This is a genomic window from Nonomuraea sp. NPDC004186 (genome assembly GCF_053603495.1).
Window position 1 is genome coordinate 48,677 of record NZ_JBSGFQ010000035.1, and the last position, 19,409, is coordinate 68,085.

Here is a 19,409-nt window from a genome sequence, read left to right on the forward strand (position 1 = left end):
GGGTGGTTGAGCACCCCGGCGGCCGCTCCGGGGCGGGTGGTCAGGCGTCCGGGCCGGCGGGGAGCTCGCCGGCCACCTCGGGGGCCCGATGCTCGTACGGGGTGCTCAGCACGACCGTGGTGCGGGTCGAGACGTTGGCCGAGGCGCGGATCTGCTGCAGCAGGTCCTCCAGCGCCGTCGGCGAGCCCACCCGGACCTTGAGGATGTAGCTCTCGTCGCCCGCCACGCTGTGGCACGCCTCGATGGCTGTCAGGTGGGCCAGCCGCTCGGGGGCGTCGTCGGGCGCGGCCGGGTCGATCGGCTTGATCGACACGAACGCGGTCAGCGGCAGCCCGACCGCCTCATGGTCGATGATCGCGGCGTATCCGCGCACGACCCCGCGCTTTTCCAGGCGGCGTACGCGCTGGTGCACCGCCGAGACCGAGAGCCCGGTCTCCCTGGCCAGGTCGGTGAAGCTCATGCGGCCGTCGCGGGCGAGCAGCGTGACGATCCGGCGGTCGATCTCCTCCATCGCCAAAAGGTTAGCCGGTCATGGTCACGACATGGTCCCGACGGGCGAGGCCCCCATGCGCATCGCGTGCTCGACGAGCGTGATGAGCACTTCCCGGCCCGAGTCCTTCTTGCGGGCGTCGCAGCGCACGATGGGGATGTCCGGCTCCAGGCCGATCGCCGAGCGCACCTCGCCGACCGTGAACGGCCTCGAGCCCTCGAAGCAGTTGAGCGCCACGATGAACGGCTGCTCGCGCTTCTCGAAGTAGTCGACGGCCGGGAAGCAGTCGTCGAGGCGGCGGGTGTCGGCCAGCACGACGGCGCCGAGGGCGCCCATGGCCAGCTCGTCCCACACGAACCAGAACCGCTCCTGGCCGGGCGTCCCGAACAGGTAGAGCATGTAGTCGTTGGCGATGGTGATGCGGCCGAAATCCATGGCCACGGTGGTGGTGAGCTTCCTCTCGACGCCCGACAGGTCGTCGACGTGGGTCCCTACCTGGGTGAGCGCCTCTTCCGTACGCAATGGCCGGGTTTCGGACACGGCGCCGACCATGGTGGTCTTGCCCGCACCGAAACCACCCGCGATCAGGATCTTGATCGCTGTCGGCAGCCGCCAACGGTCAGAGCGACCGAATTCCATCCAGCACCGCCTGTACCTCTCCCGCGCATGCACAACCCCGCCCCTGAGGTGCCGTGGTCAGTGGTACCTGTCAAGGTGCATTGAGAAGGTCGCTCCACATGCCTGGCATCCAGACACCCTAGCAACGCCACATTTTCCACTCAAGCCGCAATCTTTTACAAGAATCAAAATGTCACGGTTTGTCGTGCGACGCGCCCTTATTCGCGGATCTGACGGTCAAAGTGTCAAGCCAATGTGTCAGGTAATCCGACAAGCACTTTAACGGACCGGTCCTCAGCCCGAAATACCGACGAAACCTGCGTTGAACCCGATCTGTCTGCGCAGGTAGGCGGCGGTGCGGGGGCTGCCGGCCCGTACCGGCTCGATGAGCCCGGCGGCCTCGCGGGCCAGGGCGGCCATCGCCCCGGTGACCTCGGCGCGGCTGACGCCGAGGGCCAGGACGTTCAGGTCGCCCCAGCTCATGTCCCTGCGGTAGGAGGCCACGTCGCCGAGCAGGTGCAGGTAGCGCTGGACCTGCCTGCTGACCGCCCGCAGGTCGTCCAGATGGGTCCTGGCCCAGTCGTCGGCGGTGTAGATCCAGTGCGAGACGTCCACGAAGCACGAGCCGCGGCTGTCGGCGTTGTCGAGGAAGCGCTCCAGCGTCAGGACGGCCCGCGTGTCCCGCCACACCCACGCCCTGCCCATGCCGGTCAGCGTCTCGGCGAGCTGGTCGCGCCAGATCCACCGCAGGTCGTCGAACTCCTTGACGGTGCCCAGCTCGTCCCGCAGGTCGGCCAGGAACCGGGTCGCCGCCGAGCGGGGCACGGCGCCGTCGGCGACCGACAGGCATTCGCGGATCAGCCGGTCGACCTGCTCGCGGGTGGTGGCGGTGTGGTCCACGAGACGGTCCACGGCCAGGACCCACAGGGCGGCCCGGTTGGCCACCTTCAGGTGCTCGGCGCTGGCCCAGGGGGCGCTGAAGGCCGTGGACAGGGTCAGGGCGGCGTAGAACTCCGCGCCGAAGGCCGCCACGGGGAACAGCCCGCTGTACATCTGGGCGCAGCGCCGCAGGTCCCTGCCGCATTCGGCGGCCAGCGCGCACGTCCTGCCGAGCTCGAACGCCTCGTCCAGCTCGTCGTCCGGCATCCTAGGGCCGCTCGATCAGCTCGCGGATCATGGGCGACCGTCCCCCAAACCCCGATATCCATCTGTTAGGGAATTGTTTCATGATCGCGCGCTTCCCATCAATGGCCCGATCAGCCTGCCCCGATGGCGATGAACGACACGTCGTCGCCCCTGGCCCGGCAGAGCGCCTCGGCCAGGCCGAGCCCGCGGCGCAGGCCGTCGTGCAGGCCGAGCATGACGGGCACGGCGGTCTCGTCGTTCACGGGGACGACGCTGGCGACGATCCCGGCGGTGCCGAGGCGGAGCAGGGCGGTGGCCAGGCCCAGCAGCTCGTCGGCGCCGACGGCCGCCATCTGGCCGGAGTCGCAGCTGGACAGGACCAGGTGGTGGGGGGCGCGGCGCAGGCGTTCGAGGTCGTAGCCGGTCAAGGGGCCGTCGTCGAGGTGGAGCGAGGAGAACAGCGGGCTGTCGGCCCTGAACGTGCCGTGCGCGGCCAGGTGGGCGAGCAGGCTGCCGTCGATGGCCGCCAGCACCGCGGGCGCGGTGGACCGCCCCGCCTCGAGGAGGGACACGTCCCAGGGCACGTCCCAGCGCACGTCACGGTCGGCCTGGGCGTACAGGCCGGCGATCTCGCGTACCTCGCGGTCGGCGTGGGCGACACCCGGGCCGCGGACGAGGACGATGCGGCCGCCGTCGGGGCGCGGCGCCGACCTGGCGCGCAGCCACGCCCCGGCGGAGGGGGCGACGGTGAAGGGCCGGCGGCGCAGGGACGGCAGCAGGCCCCAGGGGGTGGTGTGCAGGGTGCTGGGGGGCACCACGACCAGCGGCCCCTCCTCGCCGAGCAGGCCCGCCACCGGGCCGAGCACCGCACGCTCCAGCCGGGCGCCCAGGTCGTGGAGCTCACCCTGGTCGGGGTCGCGTTCGTAGGCCAGGCGGCGCAGCCTGGAGCGGGCGAACTCGACCTCCGCGACGGCCCGCTCCATGGGCCCGGCGGTGTGGCGGCGCACGGTCCCGCCGCCGCAGAGCAGGACGTGCAGCGTGCCGTCCACGGCGACCAGCTCCGCCAGCCGGCCCCCGCCGAGGGCGTCCAGGAGCCGCCCGGTCCGATCGTCGTCGCGGCGCTCGCGCCCGCCGCTCGATTGCCCCTTGGCATGGAGCGTGGCGGAGCGTACGCGGGATTCCAGGCGGCTGCGGTCGCGCTCCAGGGCCGCTGCCGAGGCGGCGCCGTCCTGGCGGGCCTGGGCCAGCAGGTGCTCGGCCTGCCGCAGGGCGGCGAGCCGGGCCAGGAGCTCGCCGTCCTCGGGCGGGCTCACGGCGGGCACGGCGAGCGAGGTGGCCCGCCACCGCTCCGTCCAGGCCAGGAGCCGGCGGGGCCGACCTTCGCGCAGCAGGTGCCGCTGGGCGAGCGTGACCAGCTCCGCGCCCTGGGCGGTGGCCAGCGCGTGCAGCTCGGACGAGCCGAACGTGAGCCGGTGCTCCTCGATGAGCGCCAGACCGGCCCGGCAGGCGTGCAGCAGGCGGCGCGGCTCCCCGGCCGCCTCCGCCCGGAGCGCCTCGGCCAGCCAGCCGCCCGCCCGGGACGTGGCGGGCCCCTTGTGCCGGACGTCGGCGGCCCTGGCGAGGTGCCGCTCGGCCACGCCCGGTTCGCCCAGGGCGAGCGCGATCCGTCCCGCCACCAGGTGGGCCTGCCACACCTCCGGTGACCCCAGCCCGGCCAGCCGCGCGGCGAGCCGCCGGGCCTCACCCAGCGCGGTCCGCCGCGCCGGGACGTCCGGGGTGGCGTGCTCGGCCTGGAGGACGATCAGGCGGGCGTGCTCGGACCACCACGCGCGGTGCTGGCGGGCGAACAGCCGCCGGGCCTCCCCCGCCCGTTCGCCGGCGGTGGCCGGGTCGCCGCCCTGGAGGGCGGCGCGGGCGGCGATGAGCAGCAGCTCGGCACGCCGGGTCGCCTGGCCGCGCAGCCGGGCCAGCAGCCGCAGCCCTCCGTCCGCGTGCTCCAGCGCGTCCCGGGCCAGCCCGGCGGCCAGCAGGACCGCGCACCGGTCGCCGACCAGGTCGAACATCGGCGTGCCGAGTGAGTGGAAGCTCCGCTCCGCCTCGTCCAGCAGGGCGAGCGCCGCGGGCAGATCGCCCGTGCGGAACGCCGCCACCCCCCGGTTCTGCACGGCCACCGCCGAGTCGTGCTCCTGCCGGGTGGGGCCCAGCATGTCCTGCGCCGTGCGGAAGTCCGCGTCTGCGGCCTGGACGGCGCCCAGGGCGAGCTGGACGTGCCCGCGCAGGGTCAGCGCCCGCGCCGCCCACACGGTGTCGCGCGCCGCCAGCAGGGCCGGCACCGCGTCCCGCAGGTCGTCGAGGGCCGGCCCGTGCCGGCCCAGGATCCACCGGGCGCCCGCGCGGCGGAACAGCACCCGCGCCCGCGTCGTGCCGTCCGCCCGGGTGGCGGCCTGGTCGAGCGCCGACAGGCCCGCCCGCGTACGTCCTGACTGCAGCAGCGCGATGCCCAGCGTGGCCAGCACGTCGGTCTCGCGGTCGGCCGAGCCGGAGCGCCGCGCCAGGCGCACGGCATGGCGCAGCTCCCCGATGGCCGCCTCGAGGTCGCCGAACTCACGGTGCAGGATCCCGAGCGCCTGCCTGGCGATCGAGGACTCGTACGGGCCCCTCCCGTCGGCCAGCAGCGCCCTGGCTGCCGCCAGGGCCTCCCGGGGTCTCGCGAAGACCATGGCCAGCAGGTCATGCGGATCTTCCCGGGACACGGAACGATCGTAGACCCCTGCTGTATCAGCGGCTCCGGTGATGGCTCCTACATACGTACATCGCAGGGAGGGACACAAAGAATGACCCCATCGGACAGCCGGTTCTGGGAGCAGCTGGAGATACTCAACGCGGCGCTGCCGGACGGCATGCGCGCGGTCGCGGGCCCCGAAGGGGCCGCGCCGGGATCCGCGGTGCAGCCGCGGTTCGCCCACCTCGCCGGGCACGTCCTGGTGCGCGACGCCGACGCGGGCCGGGCCGCCGCGACCGTCCAGCGCCTGCAGCCGGGCCCCGACACGGTCCGCGTGGCCGGGGCCAGGACCGTCGGCCGGACCTCCATGCGCCGGCTCTCCGTCGGCTCCAGGAACCTGCACCGGACCGTCGAGCACCTGGCCCGCGAGGACATCGCGTCGAGCCTGGTCCACTTCGTCACCGTCGCGGGCGTCAACCTGTGCCCCGGCGACGAGCCGGTCCCGAGCGCCGGGCCGCTCAACCCGCCCCTGTCCGGCCGCGACCGGGGCGCGGGGGTGAGCGTCGCCGTCCTCGACACCGGCCTCGTCCACGACTACCTCGACCACCAGTGGCTGGCCGAGAGCTCGGGCATCCCGAACATCCCCAAGGTGGACGGCGACGTCACCGCCCCGGGCGACGAGCTCGACCCCGACGGCCTGATCAAGCCGTACGTGGGCCACGGCACGTTCATCGCCGGCGTGCTGCGCTGCGTGGCGCCCGCCGCCGACGTGCGCGTCTACAACGCCTTCCCGTACGCGGGCGCCGCCCTGGAGGACGAGCTGGGCCAGACCCTGCTGCACATCCTGGACGAGCACGGCTGGCCGGACATCGTCTCCCTGTCGGCCGGCACCAGGACCGCCGACGCGAGCGCACTGCTCGGCCTGGCCGACTTCGTGGACGAGCTGGCCGCCCACCCCGGCACGCTCCTGGTGGCCGCGGCCGGCAACGACGGCGAGACGCTGCCGTTCTGGCCGGCCGCGTTCGCCACGGAGCCGGTCAACTCCTCCGGCGACGTGGTGCTGTCGGTGGGCGCGCTGCGCGAGGACGGGCTCGGCCGGGCCTGCTTCAGCAACCACGGCGACTGGGTGACGGTGTACGCGCCGGGCGAGCGCCTGGTCAACGCCTTCACCTCCGGCCCCTACCAGTACGGCTACCCGCACCGCACCACCTGCCGCTTCGCCGACCCGGCCCACTATCCCGGCTGCACCTGCATGGCCACGCTGCAGGAGGGCGACAAGGCCACTTTCACCGGTCTGGCGGCCTGGAGCGGCACGTCGTTCGCCACGCCGATCGTGGCCGGGATGATCGCGGCCCGCATGGCGCAGGAGCAGGTGTCGGCGCGGGTGGCCGCGGCGCAGCTTCTCGCGGGGCGGCTGGCCGTACCGGATCTGAGCGGTTTCCTCCGATGATGGCGAGTTACCCGCCCGGCGGCGGTATGCGAAATATATTGGGCTTCCCGCCCAGATATAGGGAGCCGCCGCAGTGGACGACACCGCAACCCTGGTCGCGGCTGCCGCGGACGGCGACGCCGGGGCGTGGAAGGAGCTCTACCAGCGCTACAGCGGGCTGGTGTGGGCCGTGGCGCGAGGCTACCTCGTGAACGACTCCGACGCCCAGGACGTGTGCCAGACGACGTGGTACCGCTTCGCCGAGCACCTGACCAGGCTCCGGGAGCCCGAGCGGGCCGGCTCCTGGCTGGCCAGCACCGCCAGGCACGAGGCGCTGCGGGTCCTGCGCACCAGCGGCCGGGCCTTGCCGGTCGGCGACCTGGAGCTGATGGGCCTCGACGCCGACGATCGCTCGCCCGAGTTCCTGCTGCTGGAGGCGGAGGAGGCGAACGAGCAGGCCGAGCGCGAGCAGGAGCTGTGGAGCGCGTTCGAGGAGCTGCCGGAGCGCTGCAGGCGGCTGCTGCGCGTCCTCATCGCCGAGCCGCGGCCGAGTTACCAGGAGATCGCGGACGGGCTGGACATGCCGGTCGGCAGCATCGGCCCGAACAGGGGGCGCTGCCTCAAACGGCTGGCCGCCCTGATGAACCGGCGAGGCGTGAACGGCATCAGGGGGTGAACGGCGTGGACGACGCGATGGACGACGCCATGGATGATGGGGACCTGGAGCTGGAGGAACGGCTGCGGGCGGCGGCCGAGCGGCTCGACCCGGTCCCGGCGGGGCTGTTCGAGGAGGCGATGCTGGCCTACGCGCTCAGGTCCCTGGACGCGGAGCTGGCCGAGCTGACGTTCGACTCGTGGGAGGAGCTGTCGGCCACCCGGGTGCGCGGCGGGGGGCGGGCGCGGCTGCTGTCGTTCGCCGCCGGGGAGGTCGTCGTGGAGCTGGAGGTGACCGGCCGGCGGCTGGTGGGGCGGGTGTCAGGCGGTACGCCCGCCGAGATCGTGGTGCAGCGGCGGGACGGTGGCACGCCGGTGTGCGCGGACGAGCTGGGCCGGTTCAGCACGGGCGAGCTCGCGCCCGGCCCGCTGCGGCTGCGGGTCAGCCCCGACTGCGGCGGCCCGGTGGTGACCACCTGGATCCTCATCTGACCGTCGAGGACAGGGCCCGTAAGGAGGGGCCGTCCGCCCACTGCGCGTCGTCGACCAGCACCACCAGGGGACCCTGCGCCTGGAGCGCGTCGATCGTCTCGCAGAGCGCCTGCCCGGCGGCACACGGGTCCGGCCCCGCCGCCGCGGGCGCCCCCAGATATGCCGCCTCGTCCAGGAGCTGGCGCACGACGCCGAGGTGGAGCTCCCGTTCGCTCTCCTCGCCGCTGGCCGCCAGCACCCGCGCGCCCCCGGAAGCGACGAGCCGGTGGATGAGTGCCGTCTTGCCGATCCCCTCGGGCCCCTCGACGACCGCTCTCCGGGCGGATCCCCCGTCCGCCGCGCGCAGTTCCGCGCCCAGCAGGGCGAGCTCCGCTGTCCTGCCGACGAACATGAGCACTCCCTCCGCCGCCCTCGCATTCCCAGAGGGCGGGAGGCGGGCCCTGATACACCTCAGGGCCGGGCGTCGACCCGGGTCCAGGCGGCGGTGGCGTCGTCGTGCCGTTTCCCGTACACGGGCCCACGGTCCCGCTCCAGCTCCCTGACCGCCGCGATCACCGCTTCGGGCCCCTGCCCGTCCAGCGCCGCCACGAGGTCGCGCCAGCTCCACCCGTACCAGTCGACGAGCCGCGACACCCCGTCGGTGAGCGCGCCCACGCCGCGCGCGTCGGCCACGACGCCGCACAGCCCCTGCCGGGCCGCCTCCGGGCGGCTGCCGGCCACCCAGAACCCGCCGGGCGCGTTGCGCATCCGCCGCACCAGCTCCACCGTGTACGGCCGCCCGCCCGGCAGGCCCTCGACCCGGTCGTCGCTCACCACCCGGACGCCGCCGTCCGCCAGCGAGAAGACGACGGGCGAATCGCCCAGCACGAGATATTCGACCCCGTTCCGGCCGGTCCGCACCATGGCCACCGTCGAGGACGGCGAGTCGGGATCGTCCAGGTCACAGGTGCCGGAGTGGGCGGCCATCGTCGTCCCGATGGCCGCCTCCAGGATCTCCGCCAGCGGCGAGTCATGATCGGCGCTCAGCCCCGCCGCCAGCGCGTCCCCGAGCCGCCGCACCAGCCACGGCACGTCGTGCGCGCACCCTCCGGCGACCCCGGGAAGGGCCGTCGCCCCGTCGAGCACGACGATCCACGACGGCCCCGCGATCACCAGGTCCTCGTTGGGCCGCCCGGACCCGGGCCTGCTGGCGCAGGCGACCTCCGCGAACACGGCCTCCTACACGATGACGAGGTCGCGCGGGGTGTTGTTGAGCCGCTCGGCGCCCGTGTCGGTGCAGACCACGATGTCCTCGATCCGCGCCCCGTGGCTGCCGGGCAGGTAGATCCCGGGCTCCACGGAGAACGCGAAGCCGGCCTCCATCGGCTCGCCGTTGCCGGAGACGATGTACGGCTCCTCGTGCGTCTCGATCCCGATGCCGTGACCGGTGCGGTGGATGAAGTAGTCGCCGTATCCCGCCTCGGCGATGATGTCGCGGGCGGCGGCGTCGATCGACTCGCAGGAGACGCCCGGCCGCACCGCCGCGCAGGCCGCGTCCTGGGCCCGCCGCAGCACCTCGTAGTACGCGGCGAAGTCCGCGGGCGGCTCCCCGACGCTGTACGTGCGCGTCGAGTCGGAGCAGTAGCCGTTGTGCAGCTGCCCGCCGATGTCCACCACGACCGGCTCGCCGGCCTGGATCACCCGGTCGGAGACGTCGTGGTGGGGGCTGGCCCCGTTGGGCCCGGAGGCGACGATGACGAAGTCGACGGTCGCGTGGCCCGTCGCCAGGATCGCCTCCGCGATGTCCCGGCCCACCTCGCGCTCGGTGCGCCCGGCGCGCAGGAACTCCGGCACCCGCCGGTGCACCGCGTCGATCGCCTCCCCCGCCTCGCGCAGCGCCGCCACCTCGGCGGCCGACTTGCGCATGCGCAGCTCACGCAGCACGGTCCCGGCCAGCACCTGCTCCGCGCCCGGCAGCACCTCGCGGAAGCGCAGCGACGACATGGCCCACATCCGGTCGGCCAGGCCCACCTTCTCGACGTGGCCCAGCCGCGCCGCCGCGATGGCGTACGGGTCGTCGGTCTCGTCCCACGCCACGAACTCCAGCCCCAGCCGCGAGGCGGGCGACGCCTGCGCCGCGGGCAGCTCCAGCCGGGGCACCATCATGTACGGCTCGCCGGAGGCGGGCACCACGAGACACGTCAGCCGCTCCAGCGGCTTGGCCTCGTATCCGCTCACATAGCGCAAGTCGGGGCCGGGCGTCAGCAAAAGGGCGTCGAGACCGGCCTTGGCGGTGGCCTCCTGGACGGCGGTGAGACGGGACACGGGATACAGATCTGAGGACGTCACAGCCCATAATCTACTCGGACCGCGCCGCCTAAAATCCGCGAAAAGCTCTCACAACACAGCAAGGGCCCGCTACACTCCGTTCAAGATTGATCACGTAGTGTAGGGTCAATTGTCCATCTTTGAAAGTGGGACCATGGTCGACGTCGCAGGCGCGGCCGAGCCGCTCGGCCACAAGAGCAACAAAGGCCACACTGACCACCCGGGCTCCGAGAACGACGCCGAGATGCTCGCCGTACGGCTGGCGCACGCCCAGCGGCTCGGCAACATGGGCTGGGCGGAATGGCACATGCACAGCGGCGAGACGATCTGGTCAGACCAGGTCTACCTGATCTTCGGCCGCGACCCGGCCGACGGCCCGATCGCCCTGCCCGACCTGGCCAAGCACGTCGAGCAGGCGGACATGGGCACGCTCGACCGGCTCCTGTGGTCGGCCGTCGAGAGCGTCGAGCCGGTCCAGGCCGAGTTCCGCATCCGCCGCCGCGGCGAGCTGCGCGACCTGCGCGTCGTCCTCGAACCCCTCATGGCCCCCGGCGGCCCCATCGGCCTGCACGGCGTCATCCAGGACATCACCGGCCGCCGCCGCGCCGAGCGCCTGATGTCGGAGTCGCGCCGCCAGCTCCTCGAGGCCCGCGAGCAGGCCGCCGAGGAGCTCCACGTCATGCTCGCCCTGCGCGAGGCCATCCTCCCCGAGCACCCCGGATGCCTCGACCTGCCGTACGCCACCATCGCGGTCCGTTACGTGCCCGCCGAGAAGACCGCGAGCCTGGGCGGCGACTGGTTCGAGGCCGCGCCCGCCCCCGACGGACGGCTGCTGCTGGCCATCGGCGACGTCTCCGGCCACGGCCTGCCCGCCATCGCCCACATGGCCCAGCTCCGCCACGCCCTCGTCGGCCTGGCCATGACCGGCCAGCCCGCCCACCGGCTGCTCGCCTGGCTGAACGACCTCGCCATGCACCAGCTCAAGGAGACCACCGCCACCGCGATCATCGGCCACCTGGATCCGGAGACCCGGGTGTTCGCCTGGGGCCAGGCGGGCAACCTGGCGCCCATCCTCGTGCGCGACGGCGTCGCCCGCCAGCTCGACCAGCCGCGCGGCGTGCTGCTCGGCGCCGCCTCGGGCCGCCCGTACGAGCTGGCCACCACCCGGCTGCTGCCCGGGGACCTGCTGCTACTGTTCACCGACGGGCTGGTCGAGAGGCGCACCCGCGACATCGACGTCGGCCTCGACCTGGTCCTGGCCGCCGCCCGCGACGTGCCCGCCCGCGACCTGGACGCCGGGCTCGACCACCTCCTGGCCGACATCGGCGGCCCGAACCCCGAGGACGACGCCTGCCTGCTGGCGGTCTCCATACCGGCACAGAGCACGGAACCGCTCGTCAAGAGTGCGACCATAGACCCGTGCTGATGCTTCTCGACACCCCGTCGCTCTACTTCCGCGCCTTCTTCGGCATACCGGAGTCGATCAAGGGCCCGGACGGCTCTCCGGTCAACGCCGTGCGCGGACTCATCGACATGATCGCCACCCTTGTCCGCCAGCACTCCCCCACCGAGCTCGCGGCCACGATGGACGCCGACTGGCGGCCCGCCTTCCGCGTCCAGGCGATCCCGACGTACAAGGCCCACCGCGTCGCCCACGGCGACACCGAGGAGGTCCCCGAGGCGCTCGTCCCGCAGATCGCCGTCATCCAGGACGTGCTCGACGCGCTCGGCATCGCCCGCCTGGAGTCGGCCGGCTACGAGGCCGACGACGTCATCGGCACCCTCACCCACCGGGCCCCGGGCGCCGTGGACATCGTGACCGGCGACCGCGACCTGTTCCAGCTCGTCGATGACGCCCGTCCCGTACGCGTGCTCTACACCGCCCGCGGCATCCGCAACCTGCAGATCGTGGACGAGGCGTTCGTCACCGCCAAGTACGGCATCCCCGGGCGCGCCTACGCCGACTTCGCCACTCTGCGCGGCGACCCCAGCGACGGCCTGCCCGGCGTGTCCGGCGTCGGCGAGAAGACCGCCGCCGCCCTCATCACCCGCTTCGGCTCGCTCGACGCGCTGCTCCAGGCCCTCGACGCGGGCGTCACCGACGGCTTCCCCGCGGGCGCCCGCACCAAGCTGGGCGCCGCCCGCGACTACCTGAGCGCCGCCCCCGCCGTCGTCAAGGTGGCCCCCGACGCGCCGCTGCCCGACGCCGACCTCACCCTGCCGGCCAAGCCGCGCGACCCCGAGGCCCTCGTGGCCCTCGCCGACCGCCACGGCATCGACGGCCCGCTCAACCGCCTGCTCGACGTGCTGAGCCGCTAGCTCTCCAGGTAGGAACGGACGGCCTCCTGCGCGGCCTCGCGCAGGCGGGCGTGCATGATGACGTTCTGCTCGCGGTCGGTGCGCACCTCGACGATGCGCGGTCCCTCGCCGCGCATCGCCTTGGAAAGGTCGGAGATGTCCTCCACCAGCGTGTACGGCGTCCGCGTGGCCGCCGCCACGTAGGCGAGGTCCACCCCGTGCGGCGTGCCGAACACCCGCTCGAACGGGTCGCGCACCGCCGCCTGGGGCAGCAGCGAGAAGATCCCGCCCCCGTCGTTGTTGACGACCACGAAGCACAGGTCGGGCCGGGGCTCGCGGGGCCCGAGGATCAGCCCGTTCTGGTCGTGCAGGAACGACAGGTCGCCGATCAGCGCGTAGGAGGGGCCGTTGTGCGCCAGCGCCGCCCCCATCGCCGCGGACACCACGCCGTCGATGCCGGAGGCGCCCCTGCTGGCCATCAGCCTGATGCCCCGCCGCGGCCGCATCGCCTGGTCAAGGTCGCGGATCGGCATCGAGGAGCCGCAGAACAGCAGCGCGCCGTTGGGCAGCGCGTCCACCAGGTCCCTGGCCAGGCGCGGCTCGCTCGTGCCCGAGGCGTCCAGCACCGCGTCCGTGGCCGACCTGACCACCGCGTCCGCCTGCCGCCAGGCGTGCAGCCACGAGTCGTCGCCGGCCGCCACCGGGATCTCCACGGCCTGCGCCACCTGCGTGGCCGAGCGGGTGGGGTCGGGCCAGCGGCCCAGGTCGGGCGCCACCACGATGTGCTCGCCGGCCCGCTTCAGCCACGACAGCAGCGGCCTCGACAGCCCCGGCCGCCCCAGCGTCACGATCACGTCGGGCCGGTGGGTGTCCGCGAACTCCGGCATGCCCAGCAGGTAGTGGTAGGTGGAGATCGCGTGGTCGCCGTAGCGGCCGCCGCCGTTGGGCTCCGAGAGCACCGGCCAGCCCGCCATACCCGCCGCCGCCACGTACCGGCGCACGTTGGCCGCGCCGTCGCCGACCACCAGCACGCCGCGCCTGGTCGGCGCGATGTGCAGGGCGACGGGCGGGGGCGCGACCCTGGCGCGCACCCACGGGCCGTTGCCGCCGCCGTCGAGCGGCTCGCACCAGGCGGTGTCACCGTCGGGGATCAGCGGCTCCCTGAAGGCCAGGTTGAGGTGCACGGGACCGGGGTCGGACGGGCCCGACGCGCGCTGGTAGGCGCGGCAGGCCAGCGAGCGCCAGTAGGCGACCTGCCCGGGACGGTCCTCCGGCACCCCCACCTCGGCGAACCAGCGGGTCGACGAGCCGAACAGCTTGATCTGGTCGATCGTCTGGTTGGCGCCCGTGCCGCGCAGCTCGGGCGGCCGGTCGGCGGTCAGCAGCAGCAGCGGCACGCCCGACTCGCTCGCCTCGATCACGGCGGGGTGGAAGTTCGCGACGGCGGTGCCGGACGAGCAGATCAGCGCCACCGGCCGCTCGCCGCGCTTGGCCAGCCCCAGCGCCAGGTACGACGCCGACCGCTCGTCGATGCGCACGTGCAGGCGCACCCGCGACTCGGCGTGCAGCGCCAGTGCCAGCGGGGCGGAGCGCGAGCCGGGGGCCAGCACCACGTCGGTGAGGCCGCAGCGCACCAGCTCGTCGACCAGGACTGTGGCCAGTGCGGTAGCGGGGTTCAAAGTGACGCCTCCTGCATCCGGCGAAGCCACTGGGGAGATTCAATCTCAAAAGCCGACAAATGCTGAAAATCCACCGGGGGGCGCCGTACCGTCAGAGATCCCTCCACCGGCACCAGGGAGTCGTCCACGACGTCGCCCGCCAGCAACGCCATCGTGCCCAGCCCGCACGCGTACGGCAACGCCGGCAGCGCCGCCGCCAGCGCCAGCCCCGCGGCCAGCCCGACGGACGTCTCCACGGCGCTGGAGACCACGGCGGGCAGCCCGCACGCCTCCACCACCTTGAGCGCCTCGCGCACCCCGCCGAGCGGCTGCACCTTGACCACCGCGATGTCGGCAGCCTCGGCCGCCCGCACCCGGAGAGGGTCCTCCGCCCTGCGGATGGACTCGTCGGCCGCGATCGGCACGTCGCAGGCCCGCCGCACCGCCGCCAGCTCCTCCAGCGTGGCGCACGGCTGCTCCGCGTATTCCAGGTCGAACCGGTCGAGCCGCTTCAGCCGCCGCACCGCCTCGTCCACGTCCCACGCGCCGTTGGCGTCGATCCGCAGCCGGCCGCCCGGCCCGAGCGCGTCGCGTACGGCCTCCACCCTGGCCACGTCGTCGTCGAAGGTCTGGCCCCGCTCGGCCACCTTGACCTTGGCCGTGCCGCAGCCCGAGCGCCGGACGATGTCATGGGCCTGCTCGGGCCCCACGGCGGGCACGGTCGCGTTGACGGGGACGCTGTCGCGCACCGGCTCCGGCCATCCCTCGAAGGCCGCCTCGCGGGCGCACGCCAGCCAGCGGGCGCACTCGCGCGGGCCGTACTCGGGGAACGGGGAGAACTCCCCCCACCCGGCGGGACCGTGCAGCAGCACGCCTTCCCTGACGGTCTGTCCACGGAACCGGGTGCGCATGGGGATGCGGAAGACCACGGGAGAACGCGTCACGACCCTCCCTGCGCCTCTGTCCGACCTGTCGCCACTAACCTTACGAGCATGTGGAGGAACCCGTCGCATCCGGACCGTCCGCTGCATGCCATTGTGCAGCCTCCCGGACCCGCCCTGTACGCGGCGATCCGCGACGCGCTGAGCGGCGAGGGCCCCGCCGTGCTCCCCCTGGCGCCGGGCCAGTCCGAGGCCGCCCTGGCCGCGCTGCGCCCCACGCACGCCGACGGCGCGCTCCAGAGCGACGGCGAGGGCGTCCCCTCCGACGTGGCGGTCGTGATCGCCACCAGCGGCAGCACCGGCGCCCCCAAGGGCGTGATGCTCTCGGCCACCGCCCTGCGCGCCTCGGCCGCCGCCTCCCTGCGCCACGTGGCGGCCTCCAAGGGGGAGCGCTGGCTGTGCTGCCTGCCCGTCTCCCACATCGCCGGCCTCCAGGTCCTGGTACGCGCCCTGCTGTCGGACAGCGAGCCGATCATCCACGCCCGGTTCGACCCGCACGAGGTGCTCGGCTCGGGGGCCGACCACGTCTCCCTCGTCCCCACCCAGCTGCACCGGCTGGTCGAGCTGGGGGCGGACCTGTCGGTGTTCCGCACGATCCTGCTCGGCGGCGCCGCGCCCCGGCCGGGGCTGCTGGAGCGGGCCCGGGGCCTCGGCGCCCGGATCGTGACGACGTACGGGATGAGCGAGACGTGCGGCGGCTGCGTCTACGACGGCCGGCCCCTTCACAACGTGGAGGTCAAGATCGGTGAGGACGGGCTGATCAGGATCGCCGGCGCGGTGCTGTTCTCCGGCTACCGCTTCGGCGCCGCCGACCCGTTCGACGGCGACTGGTTCCGCACCTCCGACCTGGGCGAAATGGCCGGCGGCCGGCTGCGCGTGCTGGGCCGGGCCGACGACGTGATCAACACCGGCGGAGAGAAGGTGGTGGCCGCCGCCGTGGCCCAGGTGCTCGGCACCCACCCGGAGGTGGCCGATGTGGCCGTGATCGGCACGCCTGACGCCGAGTGGGGCGAACTGGTCACCGCCATCGTGGTGCCCGCCAATCCCGACACGCCACTCACGCTTCCTCAATTGAGGGCGTTCTGCCGCGATAGGCTTCCCCCTCATGCCGCCCCGCGCAGCCTGCGCCTGGTGCCCCAGCTGCCGCTGTTGCCGAACGGGAAGACCGACTTCGTCCGGCTCCGGGCAGGAACCTGATGAGTTGCGGCTGCGTCTTAGTTGGGGAGAGGGAGGGAGCCTTCATGGATCAGACCCGCAAGATGTGGGCATCCGCGGCCGTCGTCGGCGTCATCGTCGTCGGAGGCGCCTCAGTCGCGGCGGCCGCCTCGGCGGGCAAGCTCGACCAGGTCGCGAAGGAGACCCGAGCCGTGGTGGAGAAGGCACCGCCGACTTCGAGCCCGACGCCCACGACCAGCGACGGCGGCATCGTGGTCTCCCGCGATGTCAACCCGGACCCCGACGCGGTCGTCGACTACTGGACGGACCAGCGTCTGCAGGACGCCCAGCCGATGCCCATGCCTGAGGTGTCGGCCGGGGAGATCAAGATCCGGGAATAGGACTGACGGGAGGGGCGGTTCGTCTATCGGGCGATCCGCCCCTTTTTCGTCCCACCGGGAACAAATGACAGCGATTGGCGTTATTGATACTGGTGCGCCGTGCGGACCGAAGCCGCCCCACCACAACCTGCCTGATCGCTTCGACTCCGTACGGAGGAGGTGTCCTCATGCCCAGAACCGCCGTAGCGACCCCATCTGCGACTCTCGACCAACTCATTGAACGAGGGCGAGCCCAGGGTCACCTTTCTCTCGCGGAGCTGCGTGACGCGTTCGCCGACGCCGGCATCAGCCCCTCTGAAGGCCGCACGATCCTGCGTGAGCTCTCGGAGAGCGGTGTGAGCCTGGCCGCCGAGAACGAGCCGTCTCTCAGCAAGACCGCCCCGAGGAAGACCCCCAGGAAGCCCGCGCGTGCAAAGACTACCGGCCGCAAGGCGGCGGAGGCAAAAACCGCCCCGGCCAGGAACGGCACGGTGAAGAGCGCCCCGGCCAACTCCACCGAGGCGGCCGCCAAGGCCGTGACCCGCCCCGAGCCCAAGCCGGAGCACGAGGAGGACGTGCCGGAGGACCTCGAGCTGAGCCCCGAGGACTCCGAGATCGAGAACGAGCAGATCGACCTGGACGACACCCAGTCGGCCATGGGCGACTCCGTGCACACCTACCTCAAGTCCATCGGCCGCCGCACGCTGCTCACCGCGGCGCAGGAGGTCGAGCTGGCCCGGCGGATCGAGGCGGGCCTGTACGCCGAGTACAAGATGGAGACCGAGCCCGACCTGTCCGTCTCCGCCCAGGACGACCTTCTCCTGGTGATCGAGGACGGCAAGCGGGCCAAGGACCACATGCTGGAGGCCAACCTCCGGCTCGTGGTGTCGGTCGCCAAGAAGTACACCGACCGCGGCATGTCGCTGCTGGACGTGGTCCAGGAGGGCAACCTGGGGCTGATCAGGGCCGTGGAGAAGTTCGACTACACCAAGGGCTTCAAGTTCTCCACGTACGCCATGTGGTGGATCAGGCAGGCCATCCAGCGTGGTTTCGCCGACTCGGCCCGTACGATCCGGCTGCCCGTGCACGTGCTGGAGATGCTGTCCAAGCTGTCGCGCGTCGAGCGTGACATGCACCAGCGCCTGGGGCGCGAGCCCACGCCCGAGGAGCTGGCCGTCGAGCTGGACAGGACGCCCGACCAGATCGAGGAGCTGCTGCGTACCAGCCGCCAGCCGATCTCGCTCAACGCCACGATCGGCGAGGACGGGGAGACCACGATCGGCGACCTCATCGAGGACGTGGACTCGCCTGAGGCTTCGGAGATCGTCGACCGTCAGCTGCTGGGTGACCAGCTGCGCGGCGTGCTCGACAACCTCTCGCCCCGGGAGGCGAGGATCATGGCGCTCCGCTTCGGCCTGGTGGACGGCAAGCCCCACACGCTGGACGAGATCGGCAAGCACCTGGGGCTGACCCGGGAGCGGATCCGCCAGCTGGAGAAGGAATCGCTCTCCAAGCTCCGCCACCCCAGCAACACCCGCCCGCTGCTGGACTGGGCGAGCTGAAAACCGAAGCCCCGGCACAACGAGGGAGGCTGTGCCGGGGCTTCTTCATGCCCGTGTTCATGCCCGTGGGTTTATGCCCGTGGGTTTTATGCCCGTGGGACGGGCGGAGCGTCAGAGGGTCGCGGGCACCGGGCGCGGCACGCGCGGGATCCCCCACATCCGGTTGTCCTCGCGCAGCGTGCGCAACCGGTCGACCTCGGCCGTCCACATCGACCCGGCGGGCGTCGCCTTGGCCTTGCGGCGCGCGATCCGGTCGTCGTAGGCCTTCACCCCGAACGTGGCCCGCTGCCCCGCCTCGGCGGCGCGCAGGGCGTCGGTCAGCGCGCGGTCGAAGGCCCGCCCGGCTGCCATCAGCTCGATCTCATCGGCCGCCGCGGCGCGCAGCACACGCAGCGTCTCCTCGGCTTCCCTGGCCTTGTCGAGCAACTCGGGGAAGCTCTTGGAGATCTCCTGGTCCGCGTGGTAGCGAACCTCGGCCTCCCGGCTCACCCGCGGACGGAAAAACGCCATCGACCCTGCCCTTTCACACAGCCGGCACTCGTTCAACCGCCAAGGGTACGCCGTGATACGACACAGCGGGAAATCGACCCGGCGCGACCGGCTTTACGAAGTAAGATGATCTCCATGCCCGCCAAGAGACCGCCCGTCCCGCTCTCCCGCGAGCGCATCATCGAGGCCGCACTCCACATCGCCGACAGCCAGGGCCTGCGCCGGCTCACCATGCGCCGCCTGGGCGACGCCCTGGAGGTGGAGGCCATGGCCATCTACCACCACCTGCCCAGGGGCAAGGAGGCGCTCATGGACGCCCTGGCCGAGCACGTCACCGCGGTCCGCGTCGAGCAGGCGGCCACCTGGCAGGAGACGGCCAAGGCCTGGTGCCGGGCGGGGCGGGAGCTGCTGCGCGAGCATCCGGGCGTGCTGGCGCTGGCCCTGACCAAGCCCCCCAAGGGCGCCACGGCCATCGCCATCAGGGAGCAGACCGAGCAGCTCGCCGACGGCGGGCTGACCGACGCCGCGGAGGCCGTACGGGCGCTGAGAGCCTTCGTCTTCGGCAGCGTGGCCGTCGAGGTGCAGCAGTCGGGCTGGGCCGATCCTGAGGTTGATGAATGGGTCAGGCGGGACGAAAGGGCCGATATCGATTTCGAGCGCGGACTCGACGCTCTGCTCAAGGGATTGCAAACGTAGTGCGCGTGTCGCGCTTGGACCGTTATCCTGCATACGGCACGCTGTGTCGAAGGTCACACGAACGGGGATCCCTTCTGTAACAGTCCTGATGGACTATGTCCGGGAGTGTGACATCCGTCGCACACTTGCCAGAACAATTACCCGAGCCGGCTCCCGCCCCTCCCAACGGGAGCATCCCACGAGATATCGGAGGCACGCCGATGTGCCCGCACGACCCGGCCTGTCCGGATGCCGAGGCGCCCGACCGCGAGAAGGCACGCACTCTGGCCTGCCACCCCGAACAGGGGTGGAGCCTGCTCTGCAACGGTGTCGTCCTGTTCGAGGACACCGGGGAGCTGCTGCCCAGCGGCGCCGCCATCGCACCACACCGACCCGTGGTCGGCGCGGCGTGAA

Annotated in this window: 20 protein-coding genes; 10 read left to right on the forward strand and 10 right to left on the reverse strand. The window is 72.7% G+C overall.

Features of this window, described 5'->3' with window-relative positions; translation table 11 throughout:
* Nucleotides 1-40: 40 nt before the first annotated feature.
* From ACWEPL_RS27150 to ACWEPL_RS27165, 4 genes are all read right to left on the reverse strand, one after another.
* Nucleotides 41-511 (reverse strand): Lrp/AsnC family transcriptional regulator, encoded by a 471-nt coding sequence (locus tag ACWEPL_RS27150; RefSeq protein ID WP_350734614.1) that lies wholly within the window; start codon nt 509-511, stop codon nt 41-43.
* A gap of 24 nt (nt 512-535) precedes the next feature.
* A complete protein-coding gene (locus ACWEPL_RS27155) occupies nt 536-1,129 on the reverse strand; it encodes a GTP-binding protein (protein ID WP_350734616.1) in 594 nt (197 codons plus the stop codon).
* 273 nt (nt 1,130-1,402) lie between these two features.
* On the reverse strand, nt 1,403-2,254 hold the full coding sequence (locus tag ACWEPL_RS27160) for a terpene synthase family protein (RefSeq protein WP_452437817.1): 852 nt from the start codon (nt 2,252-2,254) through the stop codon (nt 1,403-1,405).
* Between the two features lie 110 nt (nt 2,255-2,364).
* Nucleotides 2,365-4,986, reverse strand: a complete 2,622-nt coding sequence (locus ACWEPL_RS27165) for a CHAT domain-containing protein (protein WP_452437818.1) — start codon at nt 4,984-4,986, stop codon at nt 2,365-2,367.
* Nucleotides 4,987-5,067: 81 nt separating this feature from the next.
* On the opposite strand from ACWEPL_RS27165, the gene ACWEPL_RS27170 reads away from it, so the two are divergent.
* The 3 genes from ACWEPL_RS27170 to ACWEPL_RS27180 all read left to right on the forward strand — a co-directional run bounded on the left by ACWEPL_RS27170 (nt 5,068) and on the right by ACWEPL_RS27180 (nt 7,530).
* A complete protein-coding gene (locus tag ACWEPL_RS27170) occupies nt 5,068-6,405 on the forward strand; it encodes a S8/S53 family peptidase (protein WP_452437819.1) in 1,338 nt (445 codons plus the stop codon).
* Nucleotides 6,406-6,478: 73 nt separating this feature from the next.
* The gene (locus tag ACWEPL_RS27175; RefSeq protein WP_363968697.1) at nt 6,479-7,060 is read left to right on the forward strand and encodes an RNA polymerase sigma factor; all 582 of its coding nucleotides are present in this window, start codon (nt 6,479-6,481) and stop codon (nt 7,058-7,060) included.
* Between the two features lie 5 nt (nt 7,061-7,065).
* Nucleotides 7,066-7,530, forward strand: a complete 465-nt coding sequence (locus ACWEPL_RS27180) for a hypothetical protein (protein WP_452437820.1) — start codon at nt 7,066-7,068, stop codon at nt 7,528-7,530.
* Here ACWEPL_RS27180 and ACWEPL_RS27185 read toward each other — a convergent pair.
* From ACWEPL_RS27185 to ACWEPL_RS27195, 3 genes are read right to left on the reverse strand one after another with little or no spacing between them, the layout of a single operon-like run.
* The gene (locus ACWEPL_RS27185; RefSeq protein ID WP_452437821.1) at nt 7,523-7,921 is read right to left on the reverse strand and encodes an ATP-binding protein; all 399 of its coding nucleotides are present in this window, start codon (nt 7,919-7,921) and stop codon (nt 7,523-7,525) included. The genes ACWEPL_RS27180 and ACWEPL_RS27185 overlap by 8 nt on opposite strands.
* Before the next feature lie 59 nt (nt 7,922-7,980).
* Complete coding sequence (locus tag ACWEPL_RS27190) at nt 7,981-8,742, reverse strand: protein phosphatase 2C domain-containing protein (RefSeq protein ID WP_452437822.1); 762 nt, start codon at nt 8,740-8,742, stop codon at nt 7,981-7,983.
* A 6-nt stretch (nt 8,743-8,748) separates the two neighbouring features.
* On the reverse strand, nt 8,749-9,858 hold the full coding sequence (locus tag ACWEPL_RS27195; protein ID WP_452437823.1) for a M24 family metallopeptidase: 1,110 nt from the start codon (nt 9,856-9,858) through the stop codon (nt 8,749-8,751).
* A 133-nt stretch (nt 9,859-9,991) separates the two neighbouring features.
* On the opposite strand from ACWEPL_RS27195, the gene ACWEPL_RS27200 reads away from it, so the two are divergent.
* Both ACWEPL_RS27200 and ACWEPL_RS27205 read left to right on the forward strand, forming a co-directional pair.
* Nucleotides 9,992-11,263: a PP2C family protein-serine/threonine phosphatase gene (locus ACWEPL_RS27200; protein WP_363968707.1), complete on the forward strand. Its 1,272-nt coding sequence runs from the start codon at nt 9,992-9,994 to the stop codon at nt 11,261-11,263.
* On the forward strand, nt 11,263-12,156 hold the full coding sequence (locus ACWEPL_RS27205; protein ID WP_452437847.1) for a 5'-3' exonuclease: 894 nt from the start codon (nt 11,263-11,265) through the stop codon (nt 12,154-12,156). The genes ACWEPL_RS27200 and ACWEPL_RS27205 overlap by 1 nt, the downstream gene beginning before the upstream one ends.
* Here ACWEPL_RS27205 and menD read toward each other — a convergent pair.
* Together menD and ACWEPL_RS27215 are read right to left on the reverse strand one after the other, a co-directional pair.
* Nucleotides 12,153-13,814 (reverse strand): 2-succinyl-5-enolpyruvyl-6-hydroxy-3-cyclohexene-1-carboxylic-acid synthase, encoded by a 1,662-nt coding sequence (menD, locus tag ACWEPL_RS27210; RefSeq protein ID WP_452437824.1) that lies wholly within the window; start codon nt 13,812-13,814, stop codon nt 12,153-12,155. The two genes, ACWEPL_RS27205 and menD, sit on opposite strands and share 4 nt — an antisense overlap.
* Nucleotides 13,811-14,704 carry an o-succinylbenzoate synthase gene (locus ACWEPL_RS27215; protein ID WP_397368501.1) on the reverse strand — a complete coding sequence of 298 codons (894 nt, stop codon included), beginning with the start codon at nt 14,702-14,704 and terminating at the stop codon, nt 13,811-13,813. Before ACWEPL_RS27215 ends, menD begins: the two co-directional genes overlap by 4 nt.
* 81 nt (nt 14,705-14,785) lie before the next feature.
* Here ACWEPL_RS27215 and ACWEPL_RS27220 point away from each other — a divergent pair, with 81 nt between their 5' ends.
* The 3 genes from ACWEPL_RS27220 to ACWEPL_RS27230 all read left to right on the forward strand — a co-directional run bounded on the left by ACWEPL_RS27220 (nt 14,786) and on the right by ACWEPL_RS27230 (nt 17,831).
* Nucleotides 14,786-15,931 carry an AMP-binding protein gene (locus tag ACWEPL_RS27220; RefSeq protein ID WP_452437825.1) on the forward strand — a complete coding sequence of 382 codons (1,146 nt, stop codon included), beginning with the start codon at nt 14,786-14,788 and terminating at the stop codon, nt 15,929-15,931.
* Between the two features lie 44 nt (nt 15,932-15,975).
* Nucleotides 15,976-16,290 (forward strand): hypothetical protein, encoded by a 315-nt coding sequence (locus ACWEPL_RS27225; RefSeq protein WP_363968714.1) that lies wholly within the window; start codon nt 15,976-15,978, stop codon nt 16,288-16,290.
* A 167-nt stretch (nt 16,291-16,457) separates the two neighbouring features.
* The gene (locus ACWEPL_RS27230) at nt 16,458-17,831 is read left to right on the forward strand and encodes an RNA polymerase sigma factor (protein ID WP_452437826.1); all 1,374 of its coding nucleotides are present in this window, start codon (nt 16,458-16,460) and stop codon (nt 17,829-17,831) included.
* A 111-nt stretch (nt 17,832-17,942) separates the two neighbouring features.
* Here ACWEPL_RS27230 and ACWEPL_RS27235 read toward each other — a convergent pair whose 3' ends face one another.
* On the reverse strand, nt 17,943-18,341 hold the full coding sequence (locus tag ACWEPL_RS27235; protein WP_363968718.1) for a hypothetical protein: 399 nt from the start codon (nt 18,339-18,341) through the stop codon (nt 17,943-17,945).
* 114 nt (nt 18,342-18,455) lie between these two features.
* Here ACWEPL_RS27235 and ACWEPL_RS27240 point away from each other — a divergent pair, with 114 nt between their 5' ends.
* Both ACWEPL_RS27240 and ACWEPL_RS27245 read left to right on the forward strand, forming a co-directional pair.
* Nucleotides 18,456-19,016, forward strand: a complete 561-nt coding sequence (locus tag ACWEPL_RS27240) for a TetR/AcrR family transcriptional regulator C-terminal domain-containing protein (protein ID WP_355198945.1) — start codon at nt 18,456-18,458, stop codon at nt 19,014-19,016.
* A gap of 200 nt (nt 19,017-19,216) precedes the next feature.
* Nucleotides 19,217-19,408, forward strand: a complete 192-nt coding sequence (locus tag ACWEPL_RS27245) for a DUF5999 family protein (protein WP_185074362.1) — start codon at nt 19,217-19,219, stop codon at nt 19,406-19,408.
* Nucleotide 19,409 lies beyond the last annotated feature (1 nt).

What these genes read in the sequence shown, in the direction of transcription:
- ACWEPL_RS27150 (WP_350734614.1), bottom strand. Translation starts at nt 511, where the DNA reads ATGGAGGAGATCGACCGCCGGATCGTCACGCTGCTCGCCCGCGACGGC.
- ACWEPL_RS27155 (WP_350734616.1), bottom strand. Translation starts at nt 1,129, where the DNA reads ATGGAATTCGGTCGCTCTGACCGTTGGCGGCTGCCGACAGCGATCAAG.
- ACWEPL_RS27160 (WP_452437817.1), bottom strand. Translation starts at nt 2,254, where the DNA reads ATGCCGGACGACGAGCTGGACGAGGCGTTCGAGCTCGGCAGGACGTGC.
- ACWEPL_RS27170 (WP_452437819.1), top strand. Translation starts at nt 5,068, where the DNA reads ATGACCCCATCGGACAGCCGGTTCTGGGAGCAGCTGGAGATACTCAAC.
- ACWEPL_RS27185 (WP_452437821.1), bottom strand. Translation starts at nt 7,921, where the DNA reads ATGTTCGTCGGCAGGACAGCGGAGCTCGCCCTGCTGGGCGCGGAACTG.
- ACWEPL_RS27200 (WP_363968707.1), top strand. Translation starts at nt 9,992, where the DNA reads ATGGTCGACGTCGCAGGCGCGGCCGAGCCGCTCGGCCACAAGAGCAAC.
- ACWEPL_RS27205 (WP_452437847.1), top strand. Translation starts at nt 11,263, where the DNA reads ATGCTTCTCGACACCCCGTCGCTCTACTTCCGCGCCTTCTTCGGCATA.
- ACWEPL_RS27215 (WP_397368501.1), bottom strand. Translation starts at nt 14,704, where the DNA reads ATGCGCACCCGGTTCCGTGGACAGACCGTCAGGGAAGGCGTGCTGCTG.
- ACWEPL_RS27220 (WP_452437825.1), top strand. Translation starts at nt 14,786, where the DNA reads ATGTGGAGGAACCCGTCGCATCCGGACCGTCCGCTGCATGCCATTGTG.
- ACWEPL_RS27225 (WP_363968714.1), top strand. Translation starts at nt 15,976, where the DNA reads ATGGATCAGACCCGCAAGATGTGGGCATCCGCGGCCGTCGTCGGCGTC.
- ACWEPL_RS27230 (WP_452437826.1), top strand. Translation starts at nt 16,458, where the DNA reads ATGCCCAGAACCGCCGTAGCGACCCCATCTGCGACTCTCGACCAACTC.
- ACWEPL_RS27235 (WP_363968718.1), bottom strand. Translation starts at nt 18,341, where the DNA reads ATGGCGTTTTTCCGTCCGCGGGTGAGCCGGGAGGCCGAGGTTCGCTAC.
- ACWEPL_RS27240 (WP_355198945.1), top strand. Translation starts at nt 18,456, where the DNA reads ATGCCCGCCAAGAGACCGCCCGTCCCGCTCTCCCGCGAGCGCATCATC.
- ACWEPL_RS27245 (WP_185074362.1), top strand. Translation starts at nt 19,217, where the DNA reads ATGTGCCCGCACGACCCGGCCTGTCCGGATGCCGAGGCGCCCGACCGC.